Raw genomic sequence first — 15,129 nt, forward strand, 5'->3', positions numbered from 1 at the left:
CGCGTCGTCAACCTCCAGTTCGCCTGTCCTTCCCCTGCCGGCCAGGGGCGAGGTGGGCGAGCTTTTGCCGAACGCTTCTGTTCATCAACGCATCGTCCATAGCGCGAGCAACAACAATGAAAAAACGCACACTGACCGCACAGGCGGCGATCGTGTTCTGTACCGCCGTCTCGAACGCATGGGGCGCGCCGAGCAACGCCATATTGACGGGCACGGTCTCCGATCCCGCGGGCCGACCCGTCGCTCACGCGAAAGTGGAGGTACAGGACGCGAGCGGCGCCTCCATTGGCACGTCGAACACGGACACGTCGGGCCACTTCTCGATCGACGGCGTGGCGCCCGGCACGTATGCGGTCGTCGTCACCGCGGCCGGTTTTGCAAGCGGCAGCAGCATCGCGACCGCCCAGTCCGGCGCCCCGGCGAGCGTCAGCGTACAACTGCAAAAGAGCGATACACTCGACGTGCAGGTCAACGCACAACGTCTGAACGCTGCCCGCAACGGCTTGCTGCCCGAAACGGGCAGCAGCGTCTATCGCTTCACGCAGGCGGACATCGACACGATGCCGGCGGGCGCGAACACGCCGCTCAATCAGGTGCTGCTGCAAGCGCCCGGCGTCGCCAACGACTCGTACGGCCAGCTGCACGTGCGCGGCGAGCACGCCAATTTGCAATACCGGATCAACGGCATCATCATTCCGGAGCCGATCAGCGGCTTCGGCCAGTCGCTCGATACGCGCATCATCGATCAAATGAACCTGCTCACTGGCGCCCTGCCCGCGCAGTACGGCTACCGCACGGCCGGTATCGTCGACATCCGCACCAAATCGGGCGACATGGGCAGCGGCGGCTCGATCGACGTATTCGGCGGCAGCCATCAGACCGTCAAAACGAGTGCCGACGTGTTCGGCAGCGAGGGACCGTTCAGCTACTACCTGAGCGGCTCGCTCGGCATGAACAATCTCGGCATCGAGAATCCGACGGCGAGCGCCAATGCGATTCACGATCACACGCGCCAGGGCAATGCATTCGGCTATCTGTCGTATCTGATCAATCCGCTCACGCGTGTGAGTCTGTTGTTCGGCGCGACCAGCAACCAGTTCGAGATTCCGAACACGCCGGGGCTCACGCCGAACTTCGCGCTCAACGGCCACAGCACGTTCGATTCGTCGCAACTGAACGAAACCCAATCGGAGCTGAACAATTTCGCGGCGCTCGCGCTTCAAGGCACCAACGGCGGCGCGCTCGATTACCAGGTCGCCTTCTTTACGCGCTATACGCGCACGAAGTTCAACCCCGATCCGATCGGCGACCTGATGTTCAACGGCGTGGCATCGGAGGACTTCCATAGCAACACAGCCAACGGCGTGCAGGTCGATACGACCTGGCGCATCAACGACAGTCACACGGTTCGCACGGGCGTCTTCTTCCAGCAGGAACACGCGATATTCGACAATAACGTGTCTGTGTTCCCCGCCGACGCGGACGGCAACCAGCTCTCCGACGTGCCCTTCAACATCCAGGACAGCAGCAGCAAGACCGGCTATCTGTACAGCCTGTACGCGCAGGACGAATGGAAGCTGACCGACCGGCTCACGCTGAACTATGGCTTGCGCTACGACCGCATGGACGAGTACACGAGCGCGAGCCAGTTGAGCCCACGCGTCGGCCTCGTCTACACGCTCACGTCGTCGACGACGCTGCACGCCGGCTACGCGCGCTACTTCACGCCGCCGCCGTTCGAACTCGTGTCCGGCTCGACGATATCGAAGTTCGACGGCACGACGAATCAGAGTTCGGTAACACAGAACGATCCTGTACAGCCGGAACGCAGCCACTATTTCGATCTCGGCATCACGCAGAAACTCGGCCCTGCCGTCACGCTCGGACTCGACGCGTACTACAAGAAATCGACCGACCTGCTCGACGAAGGACAGTTCGGCTCCGCGCTGATCTACACGCCGTTCAACTACCAGTACGGCAGAACGTATGGCGTCGAATTCACCGCCAACTACAAACAGGACAATCTCTCCGCGTATCTGAACCTCGCGTATAGCCGCGCGCAAGGCAAGAACATCAACTCCGCGCAGTTCAATTTCGGTGCGGACGAACTGGCGTACATCTCGAACAACTGGGTGTACCTCGATCACGACCAGCGCGTGACCGCATCGTTCGGCGCGGCATACGACTTCCACCAGACCACCTTCACGTTCGACGGAATCGTCGGCTCCGGCCTGCGCAGCGGCTTTGCGAACACCGACCGCCTGCCCGTCTATGCGCAGTTCAACCTCGGCGTAATCCAGCACTTCAACGAGCCGATGATCGGCAAGTTCGACGCGCGTCTGGTGGTGATCAACGCATTCAACCGCGTGTACGAGTTGCGTGACGGCTCGGGCATCGGCGTCGGCGCGCCGCAGTACGGTCCGCATTTCGCGGTTTATGCGGGCGTGACCAAGTACTTCTGATCGACGGCAGGGAGAACCATCATGCAGGAATGGACAGGCTTTATCGCGGCGATGCGCACCGGCGGGTGGATCATGTATCCGCTCAGCGTGCTCGGCGTGCTCGCATTGACCATTATCATCGAGCGGGCGTATGTGTTTGCCCGCTTCGCAAGCGCACCGGCGCGTGTTTTGCAACCCACGTCGTCAGCCGATGACAACCGTCTCGACCGTCTCGCCCCGCACCACGCGTTTCGGCGCATGGCCGCGCCGTGGCTGTCGGAATCCGACTCGCCGCTGTGGCTGCGCGAGGCGTCGGCGCAATCGATCGCATCGCAGATCGAGCGCGACATGGGCCGCGGTCTGTGGCTACTGGAGACGATCGTCACGGCGGCGCCGCTGCTCGGCTTGCTCGGCACGATCGTCGGGATGATGAAGTCATTCCAGCTGTTCGGCGGCAATGGGCTCGTCGATCCGGGCGGTGTCACGGGCGGGGTGGCACAGTCGCTGGTGGCGACCGCGATCGGACTCATCGTCGCGGTCTTCGCACTGTTCGCATTCAACTATTTTTCACGGCGGCTCGAGCGTCTGATGGATGAACTCGAACTGTTCGCCAACGCGCGACTCAGCGCGCTGCGCCTGCAACAAGAGGCGCGAGGCGAGCGCTGATGAAACTCAAACGCTCGCGCGCCTCGCGGCGCGGCCGCATCGAAATCATTCCGATGATCGACGTGATGTTCTTTCTGCTCGCGACCTTCATGCTCGCCTCGCTGGCGATGCAACGTCTCGACGCGGTGCGGATCAATCTGCCTTCGGGACGCGCGCAGCCGATCAGCACGAGCGAGCCGCTGACGATATCGGTGAACGGCAACGACGAGGTCTCGGTCAATCGCCACGTCGTTCGCGCGGATCAGATCGAGCCTGAAGTGAAGCGCCTGCTGCGCGCGGACGGCAACGTCGTCATCGCGGCCGACGATCACGCGGGTCACGGCGCGGTCGTGCAGGCCATGCTCGCGGCGCGACGCGCGGGCGCCGAACACTTTCTGATCGCCGTGCATCGTGATTAAAGCTTGCCGCGAGCTGTTCGGGGGGCACGTTGTGGGACCGCTGCGTACCGCCGTCGCTTGTCTGATCTCGCTGGGTATCTGGCTTCTGGTGCTGGCTGCGCTGTCGTCCGGGTTGCTGAAGTCGAGTCAGCCAGCCCCACCGCCTGCTCCACTGGATATGCGCGTGGTCGTGCTCGACGAGCCTGCGCCGCCTGAATCCCGTCCGTCGCAAACTCCGGTTGCGATTCCAGCGGAACAGGCGCCACGGCACGCGCAGACGCAATCGCGTACCTCAGCGCATCGCGCGGTGCCGCCTGTGCCAACCAGGCCGCAGACGCTGACGACGCCCGCTGCCGCAGCGCCGTCGATACCGGTTGCTAGTCAGGCACAACGCCCGTCGCAAGATGATCAGCCGGAACAAACGGCCGCCGCGGGATCGCAGCAATCGTCCGCACAGCACGACGCCGCTCCAGCCGCCTCGGCAAGCTCCAACACCGCCGCCCGCTCCATCTCGCAACCGCTACCGACGCTGCCCGACGACTTGCGCGAGCAGGCCTATCAGACGATCGCGACAGCCCGCTTCACGATCCACGCCGACGGCTCGGTCGATGTCGAGCTCATTCACGCGACGCCGAACCCGCGTCTCAATCAGCTGCTGCTCGACACGTTGCGGCGCTGGCGCTTTTTTCCCGCGCTGCGCGATGGCCGGCCCGTCGAAAGCACGCAAAACATCCGCGTGCATTTCAACGTCAGTTGAACGGCGCCTACTGGCTTGCGCAGGTGAAATTCGCCGCGACGTTCACGTCGCCCGAGCCGTTATAGCGCGGAAAGGTCGGATATTGGCACAGCGGCCGTGTGCGTCCGGGCACGCCCGCCGTATCGGCGACGATCTGCGCGGGCGGCACCACGCCGTTTTCGACCCAGTTTTCGAGCGTCGTCAGCGAATCCCACGACGCGTTGAACACGGTACTGACCGCATGGCCATAGCCGGGAATCTCGTAGAAGCGCACGAAGTTCGCCACGGTGGACACGCCCATCGTCGCTTGCAGACGCTGATAGTACTGCTCGGTCGAGCGCGTGCTGACGAGCGCGTCGGCCATGCCGTGCGCCATCAGGATCTTGCCGCCCTTCGCATTGAAGGCCGACAGATCCGTCTTGTTGACGTCCTGCAGGCCCGTCAGCTGACTGATGCGCGCCTGCAGACTGCCCGGATTCTGCGGATCGACGGCGAGCGAGTTGTAGTTCGGGTCGCGCGTGACGAAGTAGCGGATCCACTGGTCCCAGAACACGCTCAGATACGGCGCGGTCGTGGGCATCGGCGATGCGGGCTGTGACATGCCGAGCGCGAGCGTGGTCACTGTCGGCTGCAACGCCGAAGGATTCGCGATGCCGAGATCGGCGCCGTACACGTTGAAGCCCGGATACTGCGTCTCGCCGCTCGCGAGGGTGTAGCCGAACGTGATCGGCGTGTTGTACACGTTCAGCGCCGCGATCTGCGCGTCGGACAGACAGGTGTCGCCGGTATCGGCGCCGCCCGCGCAACGCAGCGGCGTGCCGTTCAGCGTCGCCGTCGCGGGATTGAAGGTCGCGTTGAACGCGGCGACGTTGCTGATCAGACCGTCGGCAACGCCGTCGAGCGCGTCGCAACTCGCGAGCACCGTGTCGAGCAGCACCTTGCGCTTCGCCTGGTCGAGATAGGCACCCGGCGCCGCCAGTGCGCGCGTGATGCGGCCGAACTGCAGATCGAGGCTCGCGGCCGCCCATGCCGGATACAGCACGATCGAGCCGTCCCAATCCTGCGGCCAGCGTTGCACCACCGCCAGCGCCTCGCGTCCGCCCGACGAGCCGCCCGCGAAATACGCCCGCTTCGGCGCCTTCACCGCATAGCGCGCGTCGATCAGATAGACGGCCGCGTCGCGGGTTTTCTTCAGTGCGTCGCCGTTGAAGTTCTGCATCGCTTCGTCGTTCACGCCGAACGACGCGTCCTCGCTGCCGAGCGCATTGGCCTCGTGTCCCGAGTCACTCGCGAACACCGCGTAGCCGCGGCCAAGCGGAGTCAGTTGCGCGGTCGGGCCGGCCGGCACGTTGCCTGTCGGCGCGGGAATCGTGCCGTCGTAGCCGCCGCCGCCGAACATCATGATCTTGCTGTTCCAGTTGGTCGGCATCGCGATCTGGAATTTGATTTGCGGCGCCGCGGGATCGACGGGACTGATCGCGCCGCTGACGAGGCAATACTCGCCGGTCGCTTGCGCGCCCTAGCCGGACGCGGGCATCACGGTCGCTGCGGTCACGGTCGCGCCGGTGGTCGGCAAACCGATTGCTGACGCCGGCACGTTCTTGCCGGTCAGCTGCGCGCAGCTAAGCGGCGCGGCGGCGGTCGACTGAATGTTGTCACTGCCCCCACAGCCGCTCAACGATAGAACCGCGAGCAATGACGCGACGGAAATGACGGGAACAAAAGAGAAGGATGACGGAACGGCGCGCTGCATGGGCATGACTGTCTCCATCTTGATTTGGAGACGCGGTCGCACGAGTCGGCTTCATCTCGCACGCCGCGTCTGCGCTGGTGGATGTGGGGCGCGAAGGTATACGGCAATGCGGTGCATAGCAAGCGGCGTGCCGCGAGCCGCCGGCGGGCCACGGCATGCATTGCAGCCAGGCGGCCAGCACATTCAATCGTCGGTTGCGATCCGGAAAGCGCGTAAGAGTCGACTTTGCAATCGGCTTCGCTGCCGCGCTCGCTATAGCCTTCAACGCAGATCCGCACGAAGATCGCGCACGCCTTTGCCGAGCCGTTGGCGCAACAGCGTGCGCAACGTGGCACCGTCGACATAGCCGACCTCGGCCGCAATCGCGTCGATGCCGAGGCCGCTGCCATGCAGCAGCGACTGCGCATACTCGACACGCAGATCCTGAAAGTAAGCCAATGGCGATTTGCCGAGCACGTCCTGGCAACGACGCTGCAGCGTACGCGCGCTCGTCGCCAGTGCGGCCGCAGCATGCTGCAGCGAGAACCCTTCCTTCAGATGATCGCGCGCCCATCGCTCGAAACGCTGAATCAGCGGATCGGCCTGAGCCAGATGGTTCGGGATGATGTACGGCGCCTGCGATGAGCGCAGGTCGGCGAGCAGGTAGCGCGACACGAGCGTAGCCAGCTCGGGGCTCGCGCGGCGGATCAACCACAGCGCGAGATCGAGATGCCCCATCGCCGCGCCCGCAGTCACACCGACGTCCGATGGCACCAGCATGCGCGACTCGTCGAGCAACACGGCCGGATAGCGTTGCCGGAACAATGGACCCAGCCACCAGGTCGTGGTCGCTTCGCGATGATCGAGGAGTCCGGTTTCCGCGACGAGGAACGTGCCGATGCACGACGCGGCGATCAACGTGCCCTGTGCATGCCATGCCAGCATTTGCACCCTGGCGTCGCGCACGTCCGGCCGCTCGAGCGCGGGTACCAGCTGCTCCGGCGTACCGGTACTGAGCGCGGGAATGATCACCCAGTCCGGCTTCAGGTCCGCGGTGATCGCTTGCACGGGGATGGTCAGCCCCTGCCCTGAGCGAACCTTCTTGCGCACGCCGACGACCGACAGTTCGAAGTGCGGCCGACCGCCCATCTTCGCGGCCGCGAACCGGTTGGCGAGCGAGAACGCGTCGAGCATGACGGTGAGACCGGTGTCGAACAGCCCCTGCAAGGCGAGCACGGCGATGCGCATGGCGTAAATGACCCTAAAGTTGTCATTTGCGACGATACAGCTTTTCCCGACCGAGGGCTACAGTGAGCCCCGTTGTACATCGCAACCAACGTCGACCCAGGAGGTCACTGATGAAAGTTTTCGCCATCGCAACCGCACAACCGACCCTCACCCCGGACAAGCTCCAGCAGCACATGCCCCACGAGGTGCCGGCCACGCTCCAGCTTTATCTCGACGGCAAGGTCGAGCAGTTCTGGTTCCGCGACAAGGCCGGACCGATTTTCCTGATGAACGTCGGGTCGGTCGACGAGGCCAAGGCAATACTCAACGCTTTGCCGCTCGTGGCTGACGGGCTGATGAAGTATGAATACCTGCCGGTGGGACCGCTCGCGCCGCTGGGGCGGCTGATTCAGAAGGGGTGAAGTCACGCTGGTGGGGAGCCGTGCCGCCAATGTGCCTGGCGGCCCGTTTGAAGAAGCATTACTGCCCGACCTTCTCCGATTCGACGACCAGGTCCAGCACATAAGCGACCGACGGCGCATCGGCAGGCGGGTTCCTGACTGTGAAACGCTTCACGCGCACGACGTTACGGATGCCCGGCGTGTGCGTATAGCCTTCGATATCCTGATTCAACGGGTGCCACGGACCAGGCGTGCCGGTCGCCAGGCCCTGCTCGTCGAAGAAGCGATCGCGCACGAGCAGACATTGCGCGTTCGGCATCAACGGATGGTTGCACGGCACCGGTTGCGCCGCCACTTCAAGGAACGCTATTTGACCGGGGCCGCCGTAGCGCGTCTCGGCCGTGGGCACACCGCTAAAGCTCAGCGTGTCGCCGCTATCGGTGACCAGTTGCAGGCTCGGCGCGTTGTCCCGCGCGAGCAGGGTCACGTTGACGCTGCCGCGCACACGCTGCGAGATCGCATCGTCGAGTGCGGCAAGCGCGGCATCGTGGCAGGCCATCATCGTGCTGACCATCGGGCCGATCTGCAAATACCCTTTCCTGACGGTGTAACCCGCTCCCATGCTGTTGCAGCTATTGACGACGGTGATCCGGTACGGACTGAAGTCGAGCTGCACTGGCCTGTCTGGGCGGACGAACAGGGCATCGATGTGCGTGCCATTGCGATCGATCGCGTTGTTCAGTTGCCAGTGGTATCGGGTCAACAGATCGGTGCCGGTCGGCGACGCCGGGTTGGCGGCCGCAGTGGTTGCCGATGGCGCCGGCGCTGTCACTTCCGGTGCCTGTGCGCAGGCGGCGAGAACGAGCGGCAGAAATAGCATGCAGTATTTCACGTCGGCACCTCGCTGAGTTCAGTGGTCGTTCCGGGCGTTTGCTCGCGTCGTCGGGCCAAGGGACGCGAGAAGCAGGTCGCATGCACGAAAGCCGGAAGTGCCGGTGAAGGGTACCACCCGGCCGCATCAGGCCGGGTTTGCGCACCTGCTTCTTTCAGGCCGCGAGCATCGACTCGACGACCGACAGCATAACGCAGGTGGAAGGCGTAAAAACGTCGCTCGATGCTGATCGGATTCCTCGTTACGTGGCCGAACTGCGGCCAGTGCGGCAGGCTACGCCTGGGAAATGTCACGGCCGACGGAAGGACGGGCGTGACGCCGCTTCAGCCGAGGGCGCAACATCAGATAAAAGGCGGCAACATGCGTGATCGCCAGCGTCGGCACATAGATGATCGGAATCGCGTACAAGGCGCCCAGCTCGCCTGCATGCGCGGGCAGATCGGCCGCGGTTGCGTGGTAGTAGTCGATGATCAGGTCGGCCATACCAACCAGATTGAAAGCGACGACGAACGACCAGAAAAGCGGACGTATCCGGGCCGTCAGCAACGCCAGCATCGCCAGCACCCCCGTGGCGAAATCCCCATAGGCGGCGAACACGGCGAAGCTCGCGGACAGTTGCGGACTGACGACACCAGGCAACAGAAAGGCGAGCCCGAAGAAGCGGAAGCTGTGCAACGTGGCGATCGCGCGTTGCGCGTCGAATGGAGCCATCGACTTGAGCTTCGGCCAGACGTAGGTGCCGAAGCACAATAGCCAGGCGACATAGCCCAGAACGAGATGCAACTGAAAGAGAAGCCGCGGTGCCATGATGCCTCCTGTCGAAAGGTGGACGCGCAGGTGTTAGGTGTACCATCGTCTCGCGCGGGTGACTATTCCTCACAATGTTGACAGGCTATGAAGCAGAACTTCACAGTCAGGCAGGGCGCGCTCGATGGCGTCGAAGTCTTCCTCAGCGTTGCCGAGCATCGCAGTTTTCGCGGGGCCGCCGCGCAACTGGGCGTGACGCCGTCGGCCGTCAGTCAGGCGGTGCGTGTGCTCGAAGCCCGCCTCGGTGCGACGCTCTTCATCCGCACCACGCGCAGCGTCGGCTTGACCGAAGCCGGCGAGCGCTTTCTCGCTCGGGCCAAGCCCGCCTTCGAGGAACTCGTCGCCGCCAGCGAGGTGGCGCGCGGACTCGGCGAGCGACCGTCCGGCCTGTTGCGTCTTTCCGTGCCGCGTGCAGTCGTGCCGATCCTGCTGGAGCCGCTGATCGCGTCATTCTGCAAGGCCAATCCCGAGGTCGAGGTGGAAATAGCGGCCAGCAAGGAGCTGATCGATCTCGCGACGGAAGGCTTCGACGCCGGCATCCGGCTCGGCCAGTTCGTCGCCGCCGACATGGTCGCGGTGCCGCTCACGGCACCGTTCCGTTTTGTCGTCGTGGGAAGTCCTGCCTATTTCGCGGCGCGCGGCCGCCCCGAGCAAATGGACGATCTGCGCGAGCATGCATGCATTCGCTGGCGGCGCTCCAGCGGCGCGCTCGCGTTGTGGTCGTTCAACGATAACGGCCAGCCGATCGAGATCGCCGTCTCCGGTCCTTTCATCGCCAGCGATTTTCCGAGCGTGCTGGGCGCGGCGATCGAAGGCGTTGGCCTTGCCCAGCTACCCGAGCCGATGGCCGCCGAGGGGTTGCGAACGGGAAAGCTGCTGCACGTTCTGAAGGCGTACGCGCCGATGGTCCCGGGCGTGTTTCTCTACTATCCGAGCCGCCGCCAGATCATGCCGAAGCTGCGTGCGTTCATCGATCATGTGAAGAGCCGCGCGACGCGCTCGATGCCTGGCGACAGTTGACGAAGTTGATGATGTCGTCGGGGAAGCTCAAAGGTCTTCGCATAGCCGTCGCTCGGACCGGACACCGAAGCAGTAACCCACGATCAGCATGCGAATCATGAGCTCCGGCGTTTCGGCAGCGAGCTGATAGGCGCGGCCATGCGAGCTTTTGTTCGTTAACGCAAGCGTTCTCTGCGTCTCTACGCTCAAGCTGCTTCCAGCTTGCGAAATCGGTCGCGTTTGTCCTGAGCCCATCATCTGCAGCAGTTTGCGGATTTTATGCCGATGGTGCTTCGCTCTCATGCCGCGATTTTTTCATCGTCGCCGGATCGCGCACGATGGTGACCGCGCACGGCGCGTAGGCGAGCACCTGGCGGGCGACCGAACCGATCAGCCAGCGATCGAACGGCGTATGTCCGCGATGCCCCACCACGAGATGGTCGATAGCATGCCGCTCCGCGTACAGCACGATCTCCTTTGCCGGCGGGCCGACCACGAGATCGAACTCCACGGCCCCGATCGAAGCGGCGAGCTTCGCCTTCATGTCGTCGAGGATCGCGGTGGCATGGCGCACTTCCAGATCGATCAGATTTTTTCGCTCAACTTCTATCGCACCCCAGTCCGGCGTGCGCGCGACGACGAGCACATGCAAGCGCGCGTCGAAACGCTTCGCGAGATCGACCGCGAAAGCAACGGCATGTTGCGCGGACGCCGACCCGTCATAACCTACCAGCACGTTCTGCATGATTTGCTCCTGTGCGGTTCAAACTGGGCCGTGACTTTGTTGGACGAAATGCATCGAGCCATTTGCGTGAACCGCGAGCGCTCCCCGACTTCAAGGCGTCGGCGCGAAAGCATGCGCGATCCACTCGCGAACCTGCCGCGTGGATTGTCATGCGGACGACGTCGGCACCGGCTGTGTTGAATCAGTTGTCGTCGCTTCTGGACGGGAGGTGCTCGTGAGGCTCGGGCTCTGCCGCGTCGGCGTTAGGAAGGTCGTCTGGGGTCGGATTTTTCAGGCCCTTCGGATCGGGCTGGCGAGTCTTGCCGGCGGAAGTTTGCGCGGGGTCGAGAGAGGTGCCGGTCGGCTCAGCGGATGGATTGGAGGTCATGATGTGCTCCTGCGCTGATAAATGCAGCTTCTACCATGATAGTTCACCTGGCCGATTTGAGTCATACGCGCTGTCACGCCAGCACTACTGTCACACCCGCCCGCTGTTTCTAGCCACGCTAACCGCAGGATCGCCCCGCGCGCCTTTTGTTGCCGCTGGCGGTGCACGCAAGCGGGCATCCCGAGGAAAATTCCGCGTTCACCTTTCACCGTTCCCAGTTTCCTGGCCAATATGGCAGCTGGCCAAATATCCATCCGCCACGGCTTTCGTGGTCCCCTCGGCGCGCCGGTTACTGCATGTGCTGCCAGCGCACAGGCCATTGGCGACGCAGCACGCCTGATTCGTGCTGACGAAGCCGATATTGCCCTGTGTGGCTGAGCGGAGGCCTGCATCGATCGAGTCAGCCTGGGGGCATTCGCCGCCGCAAGAACCATGTCCACGGGCTTTAATGACCATCCCAGACAGGCATCCCGCCCGTTCGACGCTGGACGAGATGGCTTTGTCATGGGAGAAGGTGCCGGCATGCTCGTCATAGAAGAACTGGAGCACGCATTGCGGCGAGGCGCCGCTCCGATTGCGGAAGTGCTCGGTTATGGCACGAGCGCCGACGCACACCATATGACGTCTCCGCCCGAAGACGGTGCCGGCGGATGACGAGCGATGGAACTGGCGATCCAGCAGGCGAAACTTGAACCAAAGCTGATCGGGCGTTTGAACGCCCATGCGACGTCCACGCCGGTAGGCGACATTAGTGAGCTGGCTGCCATAAAGGCTATATTTGGAATAGGTCGAGGTCCCGCCGTGTCAGCCACCAAGTCCTCGACAGGACATCTGCTTGGGACGGCTGGCGGCGTGGAAGCAATCTTCACCGTGCTTGCGCTGCGTGACCAGCTTGCGCCTCCTACACTCAACTTGACACGGCCTGTTCCGACAGCGGAAGGCATCGACATTGTCAGCGGATCGGCCCGCAAGATATCGACGGAATATGCGATCTCCAATGGCTTTGGTTTTTGGGGGCGTCAATGCCAGCCTGGTATTCCGTCGGCTTTGATCCTGGCTGCGAGTTGAAGAAAGAGCTCGAACGCAGGCCCGGCCGCCATTGACCGAGTCTGCGAAGGGTACTACGGCCTATAAGTATCGCGTGTCCATCCACGTTCGCCAAATGAAATCGGGTGCTGCGCCCGTTCCCGCAAAGCGTGCCTGAAGGATTTCTCAGTGTAAGGATAGGCGAAGGAACCCCGAAAGTGATCTCGTCACCCGAGTGCCCCCGCGCACCGGACTAGCGATAGTTGACGAAGTTGATGATGTCGTTGAGGAACCAAGGCAGAATAAGTTGCGTGTCGGAATAGCTGGTGCCGACAGTGAGTCTCGGTGGTCTTGACGTGGAGTCAGTGGACGGTGCGCCGTCTGGAACGTGCAGGATGTAGGCGTTCGTATCGACCGCCGGCTGATTGTTCGCCGGAGTCGATGTGCAGCCGGTAGCGAGAACGACGAGAACTGCTGCCAAGCAACGAGACTTCATGAGCGGGTGAACTCCGGCGACGTTTTCTACATTATGTCTGAACTGACTTGAATACCGGCGACGAACTGAACCCGCCATCGCAAATTCAACACCGTTATCCCCAGTGCCATCCGATGCGCGCCGCCGCCGAGGATCGTCCCAAGGCTGGCGGCCGAACAGATGTATCCGGACGAGCTACCCAATGGACCGAACCGTCGGAGTGCGTGACTACGACTCGTGCACGTGATCGGAAGAAAACAGAAGCACTGGCGCCGCCACCTGCCGGCGCTCGCGTGCATCGAATCTCCGTGAGTCCTCGCTGCTTTTTGACGACCTGCGCCGCTGCGCCACGCTCGACGCACTTGAACAGCGTTATGGTTTTCGCCGCCTCGATGTAGTCACCCGGTGGGAGCAGCAATCGCAGGGCCTATCCGGACCGCAAAGCCACGGCGAAGATACTTGATGGCCTGATTGCCGGCGCGAAATCGCTAGACTGACGCGGATGTCGCCCACCGGCACATTGCTGCCAATCATGTCTTGGCCAGATGTTACTGGGAAGCTCCCCTGACGGCCGAAGCTTTTACCGCTGCGCCCAATGCGGTTTACGCGCCGAAAGTAGTGATGTTTGGTCATCTGCTGCTGCGGCATTCGGCTGAAGACTGGAATGGATGCAGGCGTTCGCTGCGCGGTGAACGAAGCGCCATTGCCTGAATTCCCCATGGAAGTCTTCGCAACCCAAGCGAACAGCCAATGAGTTCTTCAGGTGTAGAAGTCTGGACTTGGTCGGGCAGACGATGTCTGATGGTCCGGCTCAGTTCGGCCATTTTGCGACACTCGCGGCCAAACGGCTTTGTGCTCACCGGCATCTAGTTCATCGGTGACGTCGCCTATGCCCAGTCGTGGTGGTGCCGCTTGCCTGCGTGATCTACCTTCAAATGGCCCCGCCGAGGCGGGGCCCTGTTCGTGTGCTTACGGGTTGGTAGGCGTGGTAGGTGGCCAAAGCCGTGGATCGTCGCACATCCATTCGCAGCTACCCTTGCAAATCGGACTTAATTCGATTTCGATTTGACTAACACGAGTGCTACCATCGGGAAGTTTTTGCGCAAACACATCGGTCAAAGTTTTAGGCTCTACATATATGTCTGCACTCGGGATTCCAAGTTTCCTCAGATATCCTTTCACCACCTCGCCACGGCGATCCTGCAAGATATCCAGATCGCGCTCGCCGATATATGCGCCAGCGATTACAATTGCCTGAATCCTCACGTCCGGCCATTTCTTCGTCTCTTTCACAGCCTTTTCGATTGACAGCCGGTTATCCTTCGAGAGCGCAATGGTGTTGAACGGCAATTGCAGTTCAACGTGCTCCACGAAGCGACATCCAGTGCTGGATGGCCTATGCTTCGCCACGGCGTTGATTGATTGTTCTGCGAAAACTGGTCCGCAAAGACCAGCGCATAAGCTAAGCACAGCGACAAGTGTGCGGTAGCGAAAGCTCATTTCTTTTCCTCTACGTCTTTATCGAAAGTTGCTATATATCCGGTTATGCTATCCGCGTTTCGAATCGCCTTTTCTCGATGATTTTCCGCCCATATTCGCGCCCCGGATTCCGTATCGACATAGATCTCGTCTCGCGAATTAAACGTATCCGTGAAGTGCGTACATTCGTGGATTATTGTTTTTATTTTGCACGGTTTCCACAATTGGCCAAATGGACTGCCGCAAAACGCGGAATAGATAGCAATAACCCGCTTTTCCGAATCTGGCTTACAGACCGCGGCGTGATTCTTACCCGAATCCGGCTTGGGTACACACGACAGCATCCTATTCGTTTCACTGTCAAATCGTACGATCTTTTCTGGCACTAGCTGCTGCATGGCCGCGAGCAATCGCGGCAGTCCATCGCTCAGTACCTTTTTTGTAGCGTCGTCTGCGCGGGCAAAGAAAGTTGTCACGCGCGCCCGCTCCTTCTCGTCCCAACGCGCCAGACCCTCGATGCGTCGCTTGACCAACTCCACACCAATATCGCGGGCACGCATGACCTCCTTTCGGAATTCCTTGTTGCTCATGTTTGGACAGATAGGCGTCGTATTGATTACGACATTGGATATTGACCCAGGAGTTGTATTGGTAATGGCTGTGCCGATCTCGGTCCATTCTTCATTCTCGTCGGTCTTGAGGTATTGGCTATTTTTGTTCAAGAATTCATTTGTCATCTGCTCTCCCGTGATAAGAGAC

The 15,129-nt window shown here is 61.9% G+C and carries 14 protein-coding genes and 3 pseudogenes; 7 read left to right on the plus strand and 10 right to left on the minus strand.

What is annotated here, in order from left to right; genetic code table 11:
- Positions 1–116 precede the first annotated feature (116 nt).
- From HDG32_RS03210 to HDG32_RS03225, 4 genes are read left to right on the plus strand one after another with little or no spacing between them, the layout of a single operon-like run.
- Positions 117–2,462 carry a TonB-dependent receptor gene (locus HDG32_RS03210; protein ID WP_184063140.1) on the plus strand — a complete coding sequence of 782 codons (2,346 nt, stop codon included), beginning with the start codon at positions 117–119 and terminating at the stop codon, positions 2,460–2,462.
- Positions 2,463–2,483: 21 nt separating this feature from the next.
- Positions 2,484–3,107: a MotA/TolQ/ExbB proton channel family protein gene (locus HDG32_RS03215; protein WP_090807159.1), complete on the plus strand. Its 624-nt coding sequence runs from the start codon at positions 2,484–2,486 to the stop codon at positions 3,105–3,107.
- Positions 3,107–3,505: a biopolymer transporter ExbD gene (locus tag HDG32_RS03220; RefSeq protein WP_184007118.1), complete on the plus strand. Its 399-nt coding sequence runs from the start codon at positions 3,107–3,109 to the stop codon at positions 3,503–3,505. Before HDG32_RS03215 ends, HDG32_RS03220 begins: the two co-directional genes overlap by 1 nt.
- A complete protein-coding gene (locus HDG32_RS03225) occupies positions 3,498–4,241 on the plus strand; it encodes a TonB family protein (protein WP_311539333.1) in 744 nt (247 codons plus the stop codon). Before HDG32_RS03220 ends, HDG32_RS03225 begins: the two co-directional genes overlap by 8 nt.
- A gap of 7 nt (positions 4,242–4,248) precedes the next feature.
- Here HDG32_RS03225 and HDG32_RS03230 read toward each other — a convergent pair.
- Together HDG32_RS03230 and HDG32_RS03235 are read right to left on the minus strand one after the other, a co-directional pair.
- Positions 4,249–5,973, minus strand: a pseudogene (locus tag HDG32_RS03230) (tannase/feruloyl esterase family alpha/beta hydrolase).
- Between the two features lie 261 nt (positions 5,974–6,234).
- A complete protein-coding gene (locus tag HDG32_RS03235) occupies positions 6,235–7,200 on the minus strand; it encodes a GlxA family transcriptional regulator (RefSeq protein WP_184025144.1) in 966 nt (321 codons plus the stop codon).
- A 110-nt stretch (positions 7,201–7,310) separates the two neighbouring features.
- Between HDG32_RS03235 and HDG32_RS03240 the strand changes: the two genes are divergently transcribed.
- Entirely contained in the window at positions 7,311–7,601 is a 291-nt protein-coding gene (locus HDG32_RS03240; RefSeq protein WP_184025141.1) for a hypothetical protein, read from the plus strand.
- 58 nt (positions 7,602–7,659) lie between these two features.
- Here HDG32_RS03240 and HDG32_RS03245 read toward each other — a convergent pair whose 3' ends face one another.
- Both HDG32_RS03245 and HDG32_RS03250 read right to left on the minus strand, forming a co-directional pair.
- The gene (locus HDG32_RS03245; protein ID WP_311539336.1) at positions 7,660–8,472 is read right to left on the minus strand and encodes a DUF4377 domain-containing protein; all 813 of its coding nucleotides are present in this window, start codon (positions 8,470–8,472) and stop codon (positions 7,660–7,662) included.
- Between the two features lie 273 nt (positions 8,473–8,745).
- Positions 8,746–9,279, minus strand: a complete 534-nt coding sequence (locus tag HDG32_RS03250) for a hypothetical protein (protein ID WP_184063142.1) — start codon at positions 9,277–9,279, stop codon at positions 8,746–8,748.
- Positions 9,280–9,366: 87 nt separating this feature from the next.
- On the opposite strand from HDG32_RS03250, the gene HDG32_RS03255 reads away from it, so the two are divergent.
- Complete coding sequence (locus HDG32_RS03255; RefSeq protein WP_184063144.1) at positions 9,367–10,299, plus strand: LysR family transcriptional regulator; 933 nt, start codon at positions 9,367–9,369, stop codon at positions 10,297–10,299.
- Positions 10,300–10,329: 30 nt separating this feature from the next.
- On the opposite strand, the pseudogene HDG32_RS03260 reads toward HDG32_RS03255, so the two are convergent.
- The 3 genes and pseudogenes from HDG32_RS03260 to HDG32_RS03270 all read right to left on the minus strand — a co-directional run.
- A pseudogene (locus HDG32_RS03260) lies at positions 10,330–10,407 on the minus strand (transposase); the annotation flags it as partial.
- A gap of 148 nt (positions 10,408–10,555) precedes the next feature.
- Positions 10,556–11,023, minus strand: coding sequence for a universal stress protein (locus tag HDG32_RS03265; protein WP_184063146.1), 468 nt, complete (start codon positions 11,021–11,023; stop codon positions 10,556–10,558).
- 181 nt (positions 11,024–11,204) lie between these two features.
- The gene (locus HDG32_RS03270; RefSeq protein ID WP_184063148.1) at positions 11,205–11,390 is read right to left on the minus strand and encodes a hypothetical protein; all 186 of its coding nucleotides are present in this window, start codon (positions 11,388–11,390) and stop codon (positions 11,205–11,207) included.
- A 198-nt stretch (positions 11,391–11,588) separates the two neighbouring features.
- Between HDG32_RS03270 and HDG32_RS03275 the strand changes: the two are divergent.
- Positions 11,589–12,441: pseudogene (locus tag HDG32_RS03275) on the plus strand (beta-ketoacyl-ACP synthase II); the annotation flags it as partial.
- A gap of 228 nt (positions 12,442–12,669) precedes the next feature.
- On the opposite strand, the gene HDG32_RS03280 reads toward HDG32_RS03275, so the two are convergent.
- The 3 genes from HDG32_RS03280 to HDG32_RS03290 form a co-directional block, all read right to left on the minus strand.
- Complete coding sequence (locus HDG32_RS03280; RefSeq protein WP_260335510.1) at positions 12,670–12,897, minus strand: hypothetical protein; 228 nt, start codon at positions 12,895–12,897, stop codon at positions 12,670–12,672.
- Positions 12,898–13,860: 963 nt separating this feature from the next.
- Positions 13,861–14,391 (minus strand): hypothetical protein, encoded by a 531-nt coding sequence (locus HDG32_RS03285; protein WP_260335511.1) that lies wholly within the window; start codon positions 14,389–14,391, stop codon positions 13,861–13,863.
- Positions 14,388–15,107, minus strand: a complete 720-nt coding sequence (locus HDG32_RS03290) for a M35 family metallo-endopeptidase (protein ID WP_184063152.1) — start codon at positions 15,105–15,107, stop codon at positions 14,388–14,390. The genes HDG32_RS03285 and HDG32_RS03290 overlap by 4 nt, the downstream gene beginning before the upstream one ends.
- Positions 15,108–15,129 lie beyond the last annotated feature (22 nt).

The organism is Paraburkholderia sp. CI2 (genome assembly GCF_014201055.1).
In the GTDB taxonomy this organism is placed as follows: Bacteria; Pseudomonadota; Gammaproteobacteria; order Burkholderiales; family Burkholderiaceae; genus Paraburkholderia; species Paraburkholderia tuberum.